The sequence below is a fragment of the Henriciella mobilis genome (genome assembly GCF_003576315.1).
Lineage (GTDB): Bacteria > Pseudomonadota > Alphaproteobacteria > Caulobacterales > Hyphomonadaceae > Henriciella > Henriciella mobilis.
On sequence record NZ_QWFZ01000003.1, the window covers coordinates 633,457 to 648,941 of the forward strand.

Annotated in this window: 17 protein-coding genes and 1 tRNA gene; 7 read left to right on the forward strand and 11 right to left on the reverse strand. The window is 63.3% G+C overall.

Annotated features, from left to right (window positions below; all coding sequences use genetic code 11):
- The first annotated feature begins 14 nt into the window (after window positions 1-14).
- Window positions 15-734, forward strand: coding sequence for a M48 family metallopeptidase (locus D1227_RS03250; RefSeq protein ID WP_119375804.1), 720 nt, complete (start codon window positions 15-17; stop codon window positions 732-734).
- A 10-nt stretch (window positions 735-744) separates the two neighbouring features.
- Here the strand turns inward: D1227_RS03250 and D1227_RS03255 are convergent, their stop codons facing one another.
- The 3 genes from D1227_RS03255 to D1227_RS03265 all read right to left on the reverse strand — a co-directional run bounded on the left by D1227_RS03255 (window position 745) and on the right by D1227_RS03265 (window position 4,202).
- Window positions 745-2,676, reverse strand: coding sequence for a cation:proton antiporter (locus D1227_RS03255; protein WP_119403749.1), 1,932 nt, complete (start codon window positions 2,674-2,676; stop codon window positions 745-747).
- Between the two features lie 24 nt (window positions 2,677-2,700).
- On the reverse strand, window positions 2,701-3,225 hold the full coding sequence (locus D1227_RS03260) for a hypothetical protein (protein WP_119403750.1): 525 nt from the start codon (window positions 3,223-3,225) through the stop codon (window positions 2,701-2,703).
- A gap of 89 nt (window positions 3,226-3,314) precedes the next feature.
- Window positions 3,315-4,202 (reverse strand): motility-associated protein, encoded by an 888-nt coding sequence (locus D1227_RS03265; RefSeq protein ID WP_119404025.1) that lies wholly within the window; start codon window positions 4,200-4,202, stop codon window positions 3,315-3,317.
- 131 nt (window positions 4,203-4,333) lie between these two features.
- Between D1227_RS03265 and D1227_RS03270 the strand changes: the two genes are divergently transcribed.
- On the forward strand, window positions 4,334-5,632 hold the full coding sequence (locus D1227_RS03270) for an MFS transporter (RefSeq protein ID WP_119375807.1): 1,299 nt from the start codon (window positions 4,334-4,336) through the stop codon (window positions 5,630-5,632).
- Here D1227_RS03270 and D1227_RS03275 read toward each other — a convergent pair.
- The gene (locus D1227_RS03275) at window positions 5,629-7,014 is read right to left on the reverse strand and encodes a lytic murein transglycosylase (protein WP_119403751.1); all 1,386 of its coding nucleotides are present in this window, start codon (window positions 7,012-7,014) and stop codon (window positions 5,629-5,631) included. The genes D1227_RS03270 and D1227_RS03275 overlap by 4 nt on opposite strands.
- Before the next feature lie 109 nt (window positions 7,015-7,123).
- On the opposite strand from D1227_RS03275, the gene ykgO reads away from it, so the two are divergent.
- From ykgO to D1227_RS03295, 4 genes are read left to right on the forward strand one after another with little or no spacing between them, the layout of a single operon-like run.
- A complete protein-coding gene (gene ykgO, locus D1227_RS03280) occupies window positions 7,124-7,249 on the forward strand; it encodes a type B 50S ribosomal protein L36 (protein ID WP_084396372.1) in 126 nt (41 codons plus the stop codon).
- 38 nt (window positions 7,250-7,287) lie between these two features.
- The gene (locus tag D1227_RS03285; RefSeq protein ID WP_119403752.1) at window positions 7,288-7,896 is read left to right on the forward strand and encodes an HAD-IA family hydrolase; all 609 of its coding nucleotides are present in this window, start codon (window positions 7,288-7,290) and stop codon (window positions 7,894-7,896) included.
- 60 nt (window positions 7,897-7,956) lie between these two features.
- On the forward strand, window positions 7,957-8,493 hold the full coding sequence (locus tag D1227_RS03290; RefSeq protein ID WP_119375810.1) for a tetratricopeptide repeat protein: 537 nt from the start codon (window positions 7,957-7,959) through the stop codon (window positions 8,491-8,493).
- Complete coding sequence (locus tag D1227_RS03295) at window positions 8,490-9,449, forward strand: alpha/beta fold hydrolase (RefSeq protein ID WP_119403753.1); 960 nt, start codon at window positions 8,490-8,492, stop codon at window positions 9,447-9,449. The genes D1227_RS03290 and D1227_RS03295 overlap by 4 nt, the downstream gene beginning before the upstream one ends.
- Here D1227_RS03295 and D1227_RS03300 read toward each other — a convergent pair.
- Genes D1227_RS03300 through msrA form a run of 4 tightly spaced genes read right to left on the reverse strand, consistent with a single transcriptional unit; the run spans window position 9,434 to window position 13,494 of the window.
- Window positions 9,434-11,032, reverse strand: coding sequence for an alkaline phosphatase (locus D1227_RS03300; RefSeq protein ID WP_233349425.1), 1,599 nt, complete (start codon window positions 11,030-11,032; stop codon window positions 9,434-9,436). The two genes, D1227_RS03295 and D1227_RS03300, sit on opposite strands and share 16 nt — an antisense overlap.
- Window positions 11,029-11,973 carry a DMT family transporter gene (locus D1227_RS03305; RefSeq protein WP_119403755.1) on the reverse strand — a complete coding sequence of 315 codons (945 nt, stop codon included), beginning with the start codon at window positions 11,971-11,973 and terminating at the stop codon, window positions 11,029-11,031. The genes D1227_RS03300 and D1227_RS03305 overlap by 4 nt, the downstream gene beginning before the upstream one ends.
- Entirely contained in the window at window positions 11,974-12,819 is an 846-nt protein-coding gene (gluQRS, locus tag D1227_RS03310) for a tRNA glutamyl-Q(34) synthetase GluQRS (protein ID WP_119403756.1), read from the reverse strand.
- A gap of 21 nt (window positions 12,820-12,840) precedes the next feature.
- Window positions 12,841-13,494 (reverse strand): peptide-methionine (S)-S-oxide reductase MsrA, encoded by a 654-nt coding sequence (gene msrA / locus D1227_RS03315; protein ID WP_119403757.1) that lies wholly within the window; start codon window positions 13,492-13,494, stop codon window positions 12,841-12,843.
- 108 nt (window positions 13,495-13,602) lie between these two features.
- On the opposite strand from msrA, the gene D1227_RS03320 reads away from it, so the two are divergent.
- A tRNA-Ser gene (locus D1227_RS03320) sits at window positions 13,603-13,693 on the forward strand.
- Window positions 13,694-13,760: 67 nt separating this feature from the next.
- Here the strand turns inward: D1227_RS03320 and D1227_RS03325 are convergent.
- From D1227_RS03325 to D1227_RS03335, 3 genes are read right to left on the reverse strand one after another with little or no spacing between them, the layout of a single operon-like run.
- On the reverse strand, window positions 13,761-14,393 hold the full coding sequence (locus D1227_RS03325; protein ID WP_233349424.1) for a pyridoxamine 5'-phosphate oxidase family protein: 633 nt from the start codon (window positions 14,391-14,393) through the stop codon (window positions 13,761-13,763).
- A gap of 2 nt (window positions 14,394-14,395) precedes the next feature.
- Window positions 14,396-14,860 carry a nuclear transport factor 2 family protein gene (locus D1227_RS03330; protein WP_119404027.1) on the reverse strand — a complete coding sequence of 155 codons (465 nt, stop codon included), beginning with the start codon at window positions 14,858-14,860 and terminating at the stop codon, window positions 14,396-14,398.
- Window positions 14,861-14,920: 60 nt separating this feature from the next.
- Window positions 14,921-15,469, reverse strand: coding sequence for a carboxymuconolactone decarboxylase family protein (locus D1227_RS03335; protein WP_119403758.1), 549 nt, complete (start codon window positions 15,467-15,469; stop codon window positions 14,921-14,923).
- Window positions 15,470-15,485 lie beyond the last annotated feature (16 nt).

Sequence of the window (15,485 nt, forward strand, 5' to 3'; positions counted from 1 at the left end):
AGTCGAGGATTAGCATGATTGGCGCCGATGACCAGACCGTGATCCTTACCTCGTCGTGCGGATTTGAGGTTCCAGTACGCATTGAGATCAATCCGCGGGCACGCCGCCTCATTCTCAGGCTGGATGAAAAGCGCCGAGAAGCGGTGGCGGTTGCGCCATCGAAGCGCCTCGCGAAAGATGCCGCGCGATTTGCCCGGGACCGGATCGACTGGGCCGCGAGCCGGCTTCGCGCCCTGCCGCCTCAGGTCCGGCTCGCCGACGGACAGACTTTCCGCCTGCGCGGGATGGACTGCCGGATCAGCCTGGACGGGCCAGGCCGGCGCGCCCGCCTTCTGGATGGCGACCCGATGACGCTTTCATTGCCAGGCGATGCCGGAACGATCGGCCGGCGTGCCGAGCGCTTTCTCAAGGCTGCGGCCCGCGAAGACCTGACACGGGCGGTCGAAACCTATTGCGGTGTCCTGGGCGTCGATGTGCGCCGTGTCAGTATCAAGGATACGCGCTCGCGCTGGGGGTCGTGTACCTCGGATGGCCGGATCGCCTTTTCCTGGCGCCTGATCATGGCGCCGCCGGACGTGCTCGACTATGTCGCTGCGCATGAGTGCGCCCACTTGCTGGAAATGAACCACAGTCCGCGCTTCTGGGCGCATGTGGCGCGCTGCCGGCCGCATTGGAAGCGCGAGCGCGCCTGGCTGCGCAAGCATGGCAGCGACCTGCACGCGGTCGCTGCCTAGTCGGCTTCATTCAGGCCTTGTCGCCTTCGGCTTTCAGCTTTTGCTCGCCATTGGTCTCGACCGGCTTGGCAGGCTGGGTCGTCGGCTGCTGGTCGGGGGCGAAACTGATGATCGTCGCGCCTTCACCGCCGCGCGCTTCACGGCTCGGGCCGAGGAGCACAAGCGTGCCGTCCGGCCGGATTTCCGCGACGAGGTCGCCCTTGGGCCGCTCGGCCAGGAATTGTTCCAGCGTATACTTGTCTGTCAGGCGCGTGCGCGAGAAGTTCCAGCCGCGATACTGGTCGCGGATCAGGCCGTCATAGGTCCGGCCCCGACGGATGAGCGTGCGGCCGCGCGCGGCCGAGCCCACGGACTTCTCGTCCACTTCATCGCCTTCAGACAGTGAAAGCTGGTAGACACGGTGGCGTCCGACTTCCGGGGCGAACTGGTTGCAGACCAGCGCATTGTGGGAGTCGTTGGTCGACAGGGCGACAACGGTTGCAAAGCGCGCATGGTCAAGCTTGATCTCGGCGTCTTCTGACAGGACTTCGCCGAGGAAAGTATCGAGCCCGGCCTCACGCGCTGGCCTGAGGCGGCGGTAATTGCTGTCGGCCACGATGACATCGATCTTGCTGGCTTTCAGGGCCTTGGCGAATTCTATGCTCCAGGAGTTTGCGCCCACCAGCAGCACGCCCGGTTTTTCGGCACGCGCCAAGCCCAGGCGGCGGGCGAGGGGGCCAATGGTAAACCCGTGCAGCACAACGGTCGTGAACACCATGGCGAAGGCCAGCGGTACGATCTGGTCGGCGCCTGAGAAGAAGAACCGGCCTTCGCGCGACAGGTCGACCAGCAGCGAGCCAAACAGGCCGGAGACGGCGACGGCCACGATCCCGCGCGGGGCGATCCAGCCAAGCAGCAGGGCTTCATTGCGGCTGAGTGTTCCAGCCGTCGCGATCCAGACGGAAAGCGGGCGGACCAGGAACAGCATGCAGACGAGGTAGAGCAGCGTATTCATGTTCAGCGCAGATGCAATGATCTGCGGTGTGAGGTCCGCCGTCAGGATGACGAACACGCCTGACACCAGGAGGACGGCGATATCTTCCTTGAACTTCCTGAGTTCCGAAAGGTCCGCGAGACGTGAATTGGCGAGCGTCATACCGTAGGCGGTCACGGCCACGAGGCCGGTTTCATGCTCGACTTCCTCGGCGATGGCATAGCAGAGGATGATAGAGGCAAAAATCAGCGGAGCCTTGAGGTATTCCGGTGTCCAGCCGGCCCTGAAGGCGCGCGACATGCCAAGCCCGAAGGCAATGCCAAGCAGAGTGCCGATCCCGGCCGCCATGAGGATCCACATGCCCGCCCAGAGCGTGGAATCGCCCTGCGAGGCAACGCGGACGATTTCATACGCGGCAACCGCGAAGAGGGCGCCAATCGGATCGTTGACGATGCCTTCCCACTTCAGGAACTGGGCTGGCCGGCCCGACAGCTTGGACTGGCGCATCAGGGGCATGATGACGGTCGGCCCGGTCACCACCATGACGCCGGCTATGACGATCGCGCTGGCCCAGTCGAGGCCTGCGGCATAGCGCGCTGCGAATGAGCCGAGCACCCAGGCCAGCGGGCCGCCGAAGAACACCATTCGCCGCACCGACGCACCGGCATCGCGAAGGTTCTCGAATTTCAGGATGAGCCCGCCTTCGAACAGGATGACGGCAACCGAGAGCGACACGATTGGGCGAAGCAGGTCACCAAAGGTTTCCGACGGGTCGAGGAGGGGCGTGCCGAAAAGCACCTGGAAGAGCGGGCCGGCGGCAAGGCCGGCAAGCGCCATGAGAACGATGGCCGGGGCCTGCAGGCGCCAGGCGAGCCATTGGGCGCCGAGGCCCAGCGCGCCAATAAGGGCGCAGGCGAAGATCAGGCTGTCGGAGCCTGCGGCAGCGAGGTGGAGGTTGAGATCTGGCATTTTCGTGATTGCGGAGCGGCCAGGTCAGGCCTTCGCGCTTTCAGGCTCGCGCGAGAAATCAAAACCTATCTCGCGGGTGCCGTATTCCCCTTGCTGATATTGATCCATCTTCGACTGGAACCAGTTCAGTACGTGCTGATATACATATTCGAACAGTGTCGCGGAGTCATCCTTCGTTAGCGGAAGGCTCAATTTGAAGGATTCCCCGCCCTGGATGTCCAGGATGAAGAAGTCGCCAATTTTCTGGCACTGGGTTGTGACCCGGATCCAGTCGGTTCCGCGGCTGACGCGCACAGCCAGTCCGAATGCAATCGGCCCAAGCGGGCGAAAGCCGCGCGGCGGCATCGAAAAGGCGTGATCACCATAGTCCTTGGGCTGGAATTCACCGGCAGGCGGAACAAGCCGGACGCAGATGCCGTCGGCGGCATCGAGATAGTCGCAAAGCCCGCCGCGAATTTCTTCGGCCATCTGACGCACGCGAGCGTAATTCTCGGCAGCGAGCGCCTGATAGGCTTCGACCGTGGTAATCAGCTCGTCAAAACGCGACATCCCAAGCTCCTCTGCCCTCAGTCACCGGCTAACACCTAGGGCGTCGCCACGTCAAAAACCAGCCACAAGCATCATTCTTTTCAAGGCGTTCAGGCGATGCGCCCGCGCATGCGCGGCGGGAGGCTCTCTATGGTCGAAAGCGAGGCGTCCATTTCTTCCACTGAGGGCCGCACATGGACGGGCAGGCGCGCCCGCGCCAGTTCGACCGCGGTCATCGGCGCATTGCCCTCATCATAGGCAAGAATAAGCGTCCGGATGGTCTCGAGATACTGCATGTCCTCATCCACGATCTGGCCGAACCGCGCGGCGATCGGGCCGACGACCCCATAAGCCAGGAAGACACCGAGAAAGGTGCCGAGCAGGGCGGCCGCGATCATGGGGCCAATGACATCGGGTGACTGATCGATGGCGCTCATTGTCTTGATGATGCCAAGCACCGCAGCGACGATACCCAGCGCGGGCAGTGTATCGGCAAGCGTGTTCAGCGCGGAGACGGCCCGGTGCCGCTCGCTTGCGGCCGTGGTCAGGCTTTCCTGCAGGTGCGGCGCCACAGGCGATCGCCCGCCCGGATTGAGCGACATCAGGCGGAAACTGGTCACGATCATCGACAGCGCCGTCTCATCGGCCAGAAGTTTGGGTCGGTTGGTGAAGACGGGCGAGGAGGCTGGCGCCTCGATATCGGCCTCGATGGCGACGATCCCGCCCCTTCGGGCGCGCCGCATCAGATCATGCATGCCGGTCAGCAGGTCGCCATAGTCGCTGCGGCGCCATTTGGGACCCTTCATCGCTATGACGAACCCGCCTGCTGCGGCTTTTGCGACTTGCGGCGAGTTGCCGATAAGCAGCGTGCCCGCCGCTGCACCGCCAATCAGGGCGAGCTCGAAGGGAAGCGCGTCGACGATCGCCGGGCTGCCGCTGAACGCGAGCGCGCCGATGATGATCAGGAAGACGGTGATGAGGCCGAGAATCTGCGTCATGAAGGGTCCGGTCACATTGGAATTCGCCAACACTGGCAGCCGAGGCTTTATATTGCGTTTCCACGGGATTGGCCGCTGCGTGCCGCAAGGTCGCTGCTTGATCTTTCCGGAACGGCAGCCGATGAGGAAGCATGTCGACTGAGACCATCCCAGACCCTGGACAGGACCGGCCCGACCGGCGCGGCGCGTTCCGGCTATTGTTCTTTGCCCTGCTCGCCGTCGGGGCTGGCAACACCATGCTGGTCAGCGCGATCCTGCCTCCATTGTCGCGCGAGATTGGCCTGCCCGACTGGATGGCTGGGGCGATCTTCTCGCTGTCGGCCACCATGTGGGCGATCACGTCTTCCTTCTGGGGACGGAAGAGCAATGACTGGGGCCGCCGCCCGGTAGCGGCTCTTGGCATGCTGGGTTTCTCAGTGTCGATGCTGCTTTTCGGCACGTTCGCCGCGCTCGCCATGGCCGGTCATATCAAGGGCGCCATTGCGATTTTCCTTTGCCTGCTTTTTTCACGCACGCTGTTCGGCCTGTTCGGTTCGGGCACCAACCCGGCTGCCCAGGCTTATGTCGCAGACCGCACGCGGCGCGATCAGCGAACCGAGGAAATTGCCTCGCTGACGTCGGGCTTCAGCTTCGGCGCCGTCGCCGGCCCGGCCTTCGCCGCGGCGGCTGGCGCTGTTTTCGGGCTGCTGACGCCGGTCTTCATGATCAGCGCGATCGCGGCCGTCATGTCATTCCTGATCTTCACCCGGCTGCCCGAACACAATCCGCCGCGGCGCGAGGCAGGCCTGCGCAAGGGCGGCAAGCGCGAGGGCGACGGGCTCTGGCGCGACCCGCGTGTCCTGCCCTTCCTGCTTTTTGCAATCAGTCTGTCGATCGTGACGGGCGTGCTGACCCAGACCTTCGCCTTCGCCATCATGGACAAGATCGATGTCGATGGGGCCGAGGCGATGCAGTTCACCGGGCCGGCCTATACAGTTGGCGCCGCAGGCACCCTGATCGCGCAGCTGGTGATCATTCCACGCCTGAAGATGACCAATCGCGAACTGATGGTGTCAGGCGCACTGATCCTGTCGCTCGGTGCCTTCCTGATCGTGCCAACGCGCGAATTCGCCGTGCTGGTGCTCGCGCAGTTCTTTGTCGGCATTGGCCAGGGCCTGGCCCGGCCGGGGTTTTCGAGCGGGGCATCGCTGGCCGTCGGGTCGAGCTTGCAGGGCAATGTCGCTGGTCTCGTAATTTCAGCCAATGGAATGGGCTTCATCGTGAGCCCGTTCTTCGGACCCTGGATGTACGAAAACGTCCATACCGCCGCGCCCTTTATTGGCGCGGGCGTGATGCTGCTTATGATGGCGGCTGCCGCACGCAAGGTGTTCCCGGCCAATCAGGTGCTCGAGGACGACCCCGATGATGAGGGGCCGGGACTTTTCGACTAGCTGGCCGCCGCCAGCACTGCGTCGAGAGCCGGTCTGGACGCATAGCCATCGGCGACCATGCCACGGTCCTTCTGGAAGTTCTGCAGAGCCTTTCGCGTGCCGCTGCCAGCGATCCCGTCAACCGGTCCGGCACTGTAACCAAGTTCGTTCAGCGTCTGCTGCAGCGTCATGACTTCTTGCGTGCTGAGACGTGGAATGTCGGTGGGCCAGACGGCGACGGGGCCTCTCTGGCCACGAATTCCGTCCGCCAGCAAACCAACCGCGAGGGCGTAGGAATTGGCATTGTTGTAGGTCTTGAAGACGTCGAAATTCCGGAACAAAAGGTATTTCGGGCCGGTTGCGCCAGCCGGCAGCCAGAGCTCCGCATATTCGCCATCATCCACGCCGAAGGCGCCGCCGCGGATCGGTGACAGGCCCAGAGAGCGCCAGGTCGACATGCGCCGGTCGTTGCCGTCTGCGTAAGCCCAGTCGAAGCCGGACGGCGCGAGTACCTCGATCCCCCAGGGCTCGCCAAGCTGGTAACCGGAAGCGGCCAGATAGTGCGCGGCCGAGGCGAGCGCGTCCGGGGCGTAGCTCCACACATCGGCGATGCCGTCGCCGTCGTAATCCTGCGCGTGGCTGAGATAGGTCGACGGCATGAACTGGGTCTGGCCCATTGCGCCGGCCCAGCCCGAACCGAGCTGCTCGCGCCGGGCGAAACCGTTTTCGACGATCTTCATCAGGGCAAGCAGTTGACCTTCCGCGAAACTGCGGCGCCTGCCCTCGACAGCCATATTGGACAGCGTGTTTGCTGCATCGTAGTTGCCGATATAGGAGCCGAAATTCGTTTCCATGGCCCAGATCGCGCTGATGGCGGCCCGATCGACGCCATAGGTCTCCTCGAGGACATCGAAAACCTCATCATACTCAGCGAGTTTCTGAGCGCCCGTCTGAAGCCGGGATTCGGTGACCGCGGTGCGCAGATAGTCCCAGATGGCCTTGGCGAACTCGGCCTGGTCGGCAATGCCGGTGCTTGCGACGTTCACGTCTTCGCTGAGATATAGTTCCAGCGGGCTGATGCCTTCCAGGATGGCGTAGACGACCGCCGGATTGCGGCCCTGCGCCTTGGCCCGGTCGGCGAAGTCCTCACGCCAGATATCCATGTCGCGATTGCCGGACGGGGTGAACGGGCCGGTCGCGCCGCTGAAAGCGACATCCGGCGTGCCGACAGGATCGCCCGGCGTTGGACCAGATGCTGGCGGTGTAGAGGGTCCGCTGCCCCCTGATGCGCCGTTGCCGGGTGTTGCGGGCTTTGTCTGCGGGGTCGCCGCGCAGGCGCCGATCAGCGCGATCAAGGCCGCGGCATAGACCCAGCGCTGCGGTTTTGAGGGAAGTCGCGTCATCTAGGGTACGTCCTTATACCGTTCTGGTGTGGTTGTGGCGTTGACTCTGCGGGGGCGTTTGATTATTCGAGCGCCTTTCGAGTTTCCACGATATCGCAGGGCCAGCCCCATGAAAGTCAAATCATCACTCAAAGCCCTGAAGACGCGCCACCGCGATTGTAAGGTCGTGCGCCGCCGGGGCCGTGTGTACGTCATCAACAAGACCGATCCTCGCTTTAAAGCAAAACAGGGTTAAGCAGAAGATGAACGTTCGTGGCCCGGGGAGCATTCCCTGTGCCTGAGCGCATCGTCCTGTTCGATCTTGGCAATGTTGTGGTGGATTGGCAGCCAATCCGCCTGTACCGCAAAATCTTCCCGACAGAAGAAGAGGCCCGCCGCTTCTGCGACGAGGTGTGCACGCTTGCCTGGCATGTCGAGCATGATCTTGGCGTGCCCATGGAAGAGAACGCCGCTCGCCTGAAAGCCGATTATCCGCATTATGCCGACGCGATCGATGCCTGGCGGCTTCGCTGGTTCGACATGTTCGACGGCTATATCGACGGGACCGATGATATCGTTGAGCGCCTCCACGCCGCAGGCCAGCCGCTTTACGGTCTCTCCAACATGCCGGCAGAAGTCTGGCCCGACATGCTTGAGGCCTTCCCTGTCACGAGGCGGCTTCGCGATGTCGTCGTTTCGGGCGAAGAAGGCGTGGTGAAGCCGGACAGGCGCATCTATGAGATTGCGCTCGAACGGATGGGGCATCCGGCCCCCGGCGATGTGTTTTTCATCGATGACAGCCTGAGGAATGTCGAGGCCGCGGCGGCGCTCGGCTTCGACGCCCATCACTTCAAGGACGCAGCTAATCTGGAAGCGGCGCTAAAGGATCGCGGCTTCCTGTAGCCGGCTGCCCCCACATCGCCGCAATCGGGCCTTGCCCGAGCCCTCTATAGGCTCATACTTATGCCCATGTTCCAGGCCCTCGCCCTTGCCAGCATCATCTTTGTCAGCGGACCGAGTTTCGGCCCGTCTGACGAGATGTTTGAAGAGCTGAAGAATGCCCCCACCGAGGAAGAGGCGACCAGTGTTGCGCTCGATATCTGGGCGGCCTGGATGGAGAGTGGATCTGCGGCGGCCGATCTTGTCATGGAGCGGGCCGTCACAGCGCAGTCGCTCGGCGACCTGGACCTTGCCCGGGAGCTGTATGACCGCGTTATCGCGATCCAGCCCGGCTATGCCGAAGCCTATAACCGCCGCGCCTCTGTCTTCCTGCAGCAGGAAAAGATGGGCGAGGCCCTGCGCGACGTGAACGAGGCGCTGCGCCTTGAGCCGCGCCACTTCGGCGCCTGGACCGGACTCGGCCGCGTGCTCGAGGAGCTGGGGGCCAGAGAAGAGGCGCTTGAGGCCTACAAGGAAGCCCTGAACGTACATCCGACGCTCGGCCCGGCGAAATCTGCCGTTGCAAGGCTTGAAAAAGAGCAGACCGGTCAGGGGCTTTGAAGCTGTTCGGCGCGCTTGTCTTCGTGCTGCTGGCGAGCAGCGTCACCGCCGCATGCGTGCATAGCGCGATCTATACAAGCCGCGCCGAGAACCGGTGGCCGGCTGCGGGCCAGCATGTCGATCTGGACGACGGCGCCGTCCACGTGATCCGCTCGGGCGAAGCTGGTCCTGTCGTCCTGATGATCCATGGCGCTTCCGCGAACGCCCGTGAGTTCACCTTTACACTGGCGCCGCGTCTCGATGAGGGCCATCGCGTCCTGATGGCGGATCGTCCGGGTCATGGCTATTCAGCGCGCCCCGATAACAGCAATGAGCTCGGTGTCCAGGCCGCGCAGATGGCGGGCGTGCTTGAGGCGCTGGCGCCCGGCGAGAAGGCCGTCATCGTCGGCCACTCCTTCGGCGGGGCTGTCGCGCTTCGCCTGGCGCTCGATTATCCGGGCCTTGTCGAAGGGCTTGTCCTGCTGGCGCCGGTCACCCACGACTGGGGAAGCGGCGGTGTGGCGTGGTACAATCAGTATGCCGGACCACCGCTTGTCGGGCCTGCCTTCGCGCAGCTCGCCCCGATCGCCGGACCGGCGCAGGTGAAGAACGGGATCGACGACGTGTTCGACCCGGGCGACGCGCCTGATGGTTATTACGAGGATGCAGGCCTCGGCCTGCTTTTCCGGCCCTCGGAGTTTCGCGCGAATGCCAGGGACGTGAATGCCCTCAAGGCGGAACTCGCCGCCCAGCAGGACCGGTATGGCGAGATCAGCGTCCCGGTCATCCTGTTTTCAGGGGCAAAGGATACGGTGATCAATCCGACGCTCCATGCTGGCAAGATCAAGCACCAGATCGCGGATTTCACACTCGTCCCGCTGGCCGATGGCGGGCACATGCCCCATCACTCGCACGGAGAAGCGGTCGCCGAAGCGATCCGCTCCCTCGCACGAGCCGGCGATCAGTCCTCGTCATAGGCCACGAGGCCGCTGGCCCGGCCCATGACGTGGAAAATCTCGTTCTGCTCGATCGTGCCGCGCACCAGTTCGGCGCCCGGGCCGCGCGCATAGAGCGGGACGTCCTCACCGGCATGGGTTTCCGAGCCCTGGAAGACCAGCGCCTGCTGGTGGAAATCCTTGTCGGTCGTGTCGACGCTGGTGAGATCTTCGCGGGCGCAATCCTCTTCGCCCGGCTTGCAGCCAGTGCTGCCATTGGCATAGCCGAGCGTGGTGTACGGCTTGCCATCATCGGCGCGCGCCATGCCGCCGGGGCCGTAGGCGACCTTGCCGAGGATGTCGTTGCCGCGGACCGGATAGCCCGCAATCGTAAGCGTGTGCGAGTGGTCGGCGGTGACGATGACCAGCGTGTCGTCCTCGCTCGTCATCTCCAGGGCGGCGGCGACGGCCTCGTCAAGCGCGGCCGTATCGCCGAGTGCGCGGGCGGCGTTGGTCGCGTGGTGGCCATGGTCGATCCGGCCGCCCTCGACGAGCAGGACATAGCCTTGCTCGCTGCGTGACAGGCGGGTGATTGCCGCGCGCGTCAGCTCCGCCAGCGAGGGCTCGCCAGCCGTGTCCCCGGCGCGGTCGAGCTCGTAATTCATGTGGGACGGCTGGAACAGTCCCAGCACCCTTGCCTCACTGTTGAAATCGGTCGCGTCGAAGCCAGCCTGATCGACGATAAAAGCCCGCTCGCCGGGTTTGGCGAGCCAGACGTCTGTCAGGTTCTTGCCATCGACGCGGCGTCCAGCCGGTTCGCCGGTTTCAGGATCGGTCACGCTCGCGGGCATGAAGGCACCGCGGCCACCACCAAGAATGACTTCGAATCCGTCACCGGCCGGCCATTCGATGAGCTGACTGGCGATGTCCTTGCAGCCGCTGTCTCCGACTTCGGCATCATCTTCCCAGTCGCGATTGGCGGCTTCGGAATAAGTGGCCGCCGGCGTGGCATGCGTAATACGCGCGGTCGATACGATACCGGTCGCAAGGCCGGCGGCTTCGGCAATCTCGAAGAGGCTGTCGGTGCCCTGTCCGTCCTGCGAGGCGCAATTGCCATATGAGACGCCCGAGCGAAGGCCGAGCGTGCGCGAACGCGTCTTAACACCGCTCAGCATGGCCGTGGCCGTCGAGGCACTGTCAGCGACCTGTGAGTCGTGGCTATACGTCTTGGAGAAGGCCGACCAAGGCAGGCTCTCCATGGCCAGCCTGTAGCTTTCGCCATCAAGGCCTTTTTGCTGGCCGGCATAGATCCGGCCCGCCGTGACGGTCGAGACACCCATACCATCGCCAATGAAGAGGATGATATTCTTTGCCTTCGGGGCGAAATCGTCTCCGGCGCGCTGAGCGACGCTGGCCGCGGCGGACGTGTAATAGCTGTCGCTGGACTGCTGCGGTGTTGTGCCGGCCCGCTCCAGTCCCGCAGGCGCGTTTGGCGCTGATGTCGCCGCCCGGTTTTCTGTCGCGCCGACGGAAGTCGCGCAGGCGGCAAGGGTCAGCGCCCCGGCAAGGGTGAAGAAGAGAATGCGCATGCGGGTCTCCCGATGAAGTGCGGACGGTCGTTTCATTGAGCGTTCCTAACGGCGTCTTGTAACGGTTTTGATTCAGGTGCGGCTGGGCGCCGGCGCGGGCGGCGTTGCGACATCCATATACCGAAAAGGATGAGCGCGGCGCCACCGCCCTGTATTGCGGTCAGTGACTCATCGAACAACTGCCACGATATCGCGGCCGCGACGACAGGCTGGATAAGCACAATGATCCCGGCGATCGCCGCTGGCGTGCGGCCGAGACCGGCTATGATGAGGCCCTGTCCGCCGATCTGCGCGGCAAGGGCAAGGAAGGCCGGGGCCACAAAGCCTGCCATTGCGGGCGGCATGAAGGATTCACCCGAGATGATGACCATGAATCCGGCGACGACGGCCTCGACAACGGTCAGCCAGAAGATCACGTCCATGGCACCGAGCCGGTTTCGCGCCAGCTTTGAGCAGAGCATGTAGCCCGACACCATGATGGCGGCGCCAATGGCAAGGACGTCGCCCCTGATATCGCTCTTGCCGCCTGGTTCCCCGCCGAGCGACAGGGCCGCCGCGCCGATCACGGCGACGAGGACTGCCGCGAACCAGATCGGCTTCGGTTTTTCCTTCAGGAACAGCCAGGCGATGAAGCCGACACAGACATTGCCGAGGTTGACGATGAAGGTGGCATTGGCAACCGTCGTCAGCGTCAGGCCCCAGTGCCAGAGGGCGATGTCTAGGGCGAAGAATGTCCCGGCCAGTACGACATAGCCATTGATCCTCGCGGGCATGCGACGCTCGATCGCCACCAGCAGGATGAAGAGAAGCGGAATCGCGAAGACGTAGCGCCAGAAGGCAATCGCCTGCGGCCCCAGGTGATCCAGGCCAAGGCGCAGACCAATTGGGGCGAGGCCAATGAATACGCCGCCCGCCAGCAGAAGCAGCGGGCCAACCCAGGCGCGAGGCGGGGGAAGATGCAGCTCGGTTTCGGTCATTCAAACTCCCGCCAGTCGGCGCACATCGTCGGGCGATAGACCGTCTTCCCGGAGACTCGCAAGGCTTTGAGATGCAAAACGTTTGGCGAGCCGCTTGCCATCCGGCCCCATGACGAGAGGGTGGTGCGTGTAGACCGGCTGTGGCCAGTCCATCAGCGCCTGCAGCAGAACGTGGATATGGGCTGCGTCCTTCAGGTCTTCGCCGCGGATTACGTGGGTGATGCCCTGAAGCGCATCATCATGCGTGGACGCGACATGATAGGCAGTGGGCGAATCCTTTCGGGTAAGATTGATATCGCCGTGGATGTCAGGCCTTGCCTTGATGGTCTGGTGTTCCCCCGGCTGCGTGATGAGCTCGAAGGATAGCTGGTCATAGGCCGGGCCGAGATAGTCCCTGCACTTCTCCAGCGACAGGCGCCAGGCAAAGGCATCGCCGCGATCCAGCCTTTCCGCTTCGGCATCGGCGGGCAGCGCTGAGCCGGTGAATGGTGTGCCGGGCGGCACGCCGGCAGCGGCCTGCTCATCGGCGATGTCGCTGCGGGACAGGAAACAGCGATAGGTCAGGCCGAGGGCGGTCAGGTGGCCCACGACGCGCTCATAGTCCTGGAAATGTTTGGACTGGATGCGTACAGGCCCATCCCACTCGAAGCCGAGCCAGGCAAGGTCTTCAAATATGGCTTCGGTATATTCCGGCTTGCAGCGGCCAGGATCGATATCCTCAATCCTCAGCAGTACCCGCCCGCCAGCGCGCCGGGCAGCATCCCAGACATGGAAAGCCGAGGCCGCATGGCCAAGATGCAGGTAGCCCGTCGGCGAAGGGGCAAAGCGAGTTACGAAAGCGGTCACACGCTCCGCCTAGCAGACTGCTCAGGCGCTGACACCTGTCGGCATCGGGCAGGACACGCCTGTGCCGCCAATGCCGCAATAGCCGCCGGGATTCTTGGCCAGGTATTGCTGGTGGTAGTCCTCGGCGTGGTAGAAGGTATCGAGCATGCCGATCTCGGTCGTGATGCCGCCGCGTCCGGCCGCTTTGAGGGCCTTTTCATAGGTCTGTTTCGATGCTTCAGCCGCAGCCAGCTGGTCCTCGGTCGTGGCGAAAATGGCGGAACGGTACTGCGTGCCGACATCATTGCCCTGGCGCATGCCCTGGGTCGGGTCATGGCCTTCCCAGAAGGCTTTCAGGATGGACGCGGTGGCGGCCTTCGCCGGATCGTAGATCACCCGAACAACTTCCGTGTGGCCGGTCAGACCGGTGCAGGTTTCCTCGTAGGTCGGGTTTGGCGTTTCGCCGCCAGCATAGCCAACCTGGGTGAGCCAGACGCCGTCCATTTGCCAGAAGATACGCTCCACACCCCAGAAACATCCCATTCCAAGGACGATTTCCTCAAAGCCTTCGGGCTTTTTCGCATCAAGGGGACGTCCATTGACGAAATGGATATCGGCGGTGGGGATTGGCTTGTCCCGACCGGGCAGGGCTTCGCCCTTTTTCGGCATGTCTGCGGGCTTGCGGGAAAAGAACATGGTCAGGCGTCCTTTGCTGGTCTGGGGCGTGATATGGGGCGAGTGCAGTAGATTAACAATCTCAGGCTTGCAGGAACAGGCAACCTTCCGATATAGACGCGCCCTTATGGTGAGGTGGCCGAGTGGTTGAAGGCGCACGCCTGGAACGCGTGTATACGGTAACCCCGTATCCAGGGTTCGAATCCCTGTCTCACCGCCAGTTTTCTTTCGAAATACAGACCTCTCTGCCAACCTCCAGGGCGAACGCCTGACGGGGCTGCGGCCCCTCAGCGACGGTCTTTGCCCTGCCGCGAGCGGTATTCGTCCAGTTCGGATTCCAGCCGGGCAATCTGCGCGTCGCGATCGGCCAGGACTGCCGCCACGCGCGCCACATCAATCCGTCGCGGAATATGCTGGGGGCAGTTTACGTCCCAGGCCGCAATATTGAACAGGATCGCACGTTCAGGCCGGCCTTTTCCGCCCTCAACTCTCAAGCGCGCCATGAGCTCCGGTTGATCCTCAACTACTTGCGCCGTGCCCCAGAGCTTCACGCGTCGCGCCTGCTCATAATCGATGAGGAAGATGAATGCCTGGGCGTTCTCCGAAAGGTTTCCGAGCGTGATGTATTGCCTGTTTCCGGCAAGGTCGGCAAAGCCGAGTTGCTGGTCCCCAAGCACTTTGAGAAAGCCCGCCGGTCCGCCGCGATGCTGGATATATGGTTGGCCTGCAGCGCTCGCGGTTCCAAGGAAGAAGCTGGTCTGTTCACTGATGAACCGGGCGAGATCCGGCGTAACCGTGGTCTGCCAGGGGTGGCTCGCTTCCATGCGGGCATAGGCCTCGCGTGAGCCCTTGGCGTCCTGCACCGCCTTCACGGCGGGTGAGAAGGCTATATCGCTGGGGACTTTCGGATGCTGCGCCACGATCAGAGCCCCAGCGCGCTCAGCGAGGGATGGTCGTCAGGACGCCGGCCTTGCGGCCAGAAGAATAGCCGTTCCTCCGGTTTGATCTGAAGGTCGTTGATGCTGGCGTAACGCTTGGCCATCAGGCCGCTTTCATCGAACGCCCAGTTCTCGTTCCCATAGGCACGGAACCACTGGCCGGTCCCGTCTTGCCATTCATAGGCGAACCGCACGGCAATCCGGTTATCCTCGAAGGCCCACAGCTCCTTGATCAGACGGTACTCATGCTCATTTCGCCATTTCTCGGCAAGGAAGGCGACAATCTCCGTGCGGCCGTTCAGGAAGTTGTTACGATTGCGCCAGCGGCTCGTCGGCGTGTAGGCGAGCGAGACGGCTTCGGGGTCGCGACTGTTCCAGGCGTCCTCGGCCAGGCGCACTTTTTGTGCTGCGGTCTCGGCTGTGAATGGGGGAAGCGGCGGGCGGCTCATCTCTGGCTCCATGATTTCAAAATGGCGGCGGGTACGAGACCCGCCGCCCTTGTGCGATGGTCAGGCGGCAACGCCCTCGGCAACGGGGAAGTCGATGTCGGTCCGGGCAACTTCATTGATGTAGTTGGTCCAGATGTTCAGGGCGACGTTCTGTACGATCTCGATGATCTGCGCATCGTCGTATCCAGCCGCCCGGACGGCGCTGAGGTCTGTATCGGCGACATGCCCGCGGCTCTCGGCCACCTTGAGGGCAAAGACCACAGCGGCATTGGCTTTGGGATCGGTCGATTTGCCTTTGCGATTAGCCGCAATTTCTTCTGCCGACAGCTTGGCGAGGTTCGTGCCGAGATAGGTGTGGGCGGAAAGGCAATAACCGCAGCCATTGTACTCTGCGATAGCCAGGGCGATCCGCTCGCGTGTGGCAGCTGGTAGGCGGCCTTTGCCGAGTGCGCCGGAAAGGCCGAGATAGCCTTCCAGTGCCGCAGGGCTCTGGGCGACAAGCCGGAACAGGTTCGGCGTGCTTCCGAGCTGCTTGTTGACCTGCTCCAGCAGGGGCCTCGATGCTTCGGGCGCGGCGTCGATCGTGGCGGGAATTTGAATACGGGACATAGGGGTCTCCTTGGGT

Excerpts from the sequence above, each read along its gene's own strand:
- D1227_RS03250 (WP_119375804.1), top strand. The coding sequence starts at position 15 with ATGATTGGCGCCGATGACCAGACCGTGATCCTTACCTCGTCGTGCGGA.
- D1227_RS03255 (WP_119403749.1), bottom strand. The coding sequence starts at position 2,676 with ATGCCAGATCTCAACCTCCACCTCGCTGCCGCAGGCTCCGACAGCCTG.
- D1227_RS03260 (WP_119403750.1), bottom strand. The coding sequence starts at position 3,225 with ATGTCGCGTTTTGACGAGCTGATTACCACGGTCGAAGCCTATCAGGCG.
- D1227_RS03265 (WP_119404025.1), bottom strand. The coding sequence starts at position 4,202 with ATGACGCAGATTCTCGGCCTCATCACCGTCTTCCTGATCATCATCGGC.
- D1227_RS03270 (WP_119375807.1), top strand. The coding sequence starts at position 4,334 with ATGTCGACTGAGACCATCCCAGACCCTGGACAGGACCGGCCCGACCGG.
- D1227_RS03275 (WP_119403751.1), bottom strand. The coding sequence starts at position 7,014 with ATGACGCGACTTCCCTCAAAACCGCAGCGCTGGGTCTATGCCGCGGCC.
- ykgO (WP_084396372.1), top strand. The coding sequence starts at position 7,124 with ATGAAAGTCAAATCATCACTCAAAGCCCTGAAGACGCGCCACCGCGAT.
- D1227_RS03290 (WP_119375810.1), top strand. The coding sequence starts at position 7,957 with ATGCCCATGTTCCAGGCCCTCGCCCTTGCCAGCATCATCTTTGTCAGC.
- D1227_RS03300 (WP_233349425.1), bottom strand. The coding sequence starts at position 11,032 with ATGAAACGACCGTCCGCACTTCATCGGGAGACCCGCATGCGCATTCTC.
- D1227_RS03305 (WP_119403755.1), bottom strand. The coding sequence starts at position 11,973 with ATGACCGAAACCGAGCTGCATCTTCCCCCGCCTCGCGCCTGGGTTGGC.
- msrA (WP_119403757.1), bottom strand. The coding sequence starts at position 13,494 with ATGTTCTTTTCCCGCAAGCCCGCAGACATGCCGAAAAAGGGCGAAGCC.
- D1227_RS03330 (WP_119404027.1), bottom strand. The coding sequence starts at position 14,860 with ATGAGCCGCCCGCCGCTTCCCCCATTCACAGCCGAGACCGCAGCACAA.
- D1227_RS03335 (WP_119403758.1), bottom strand. The coding sequence starts at position 15,469 with ATGTCCCGTATTCAAATTCCCGCCACGATCGACGCCGCGCCCGAAGCA.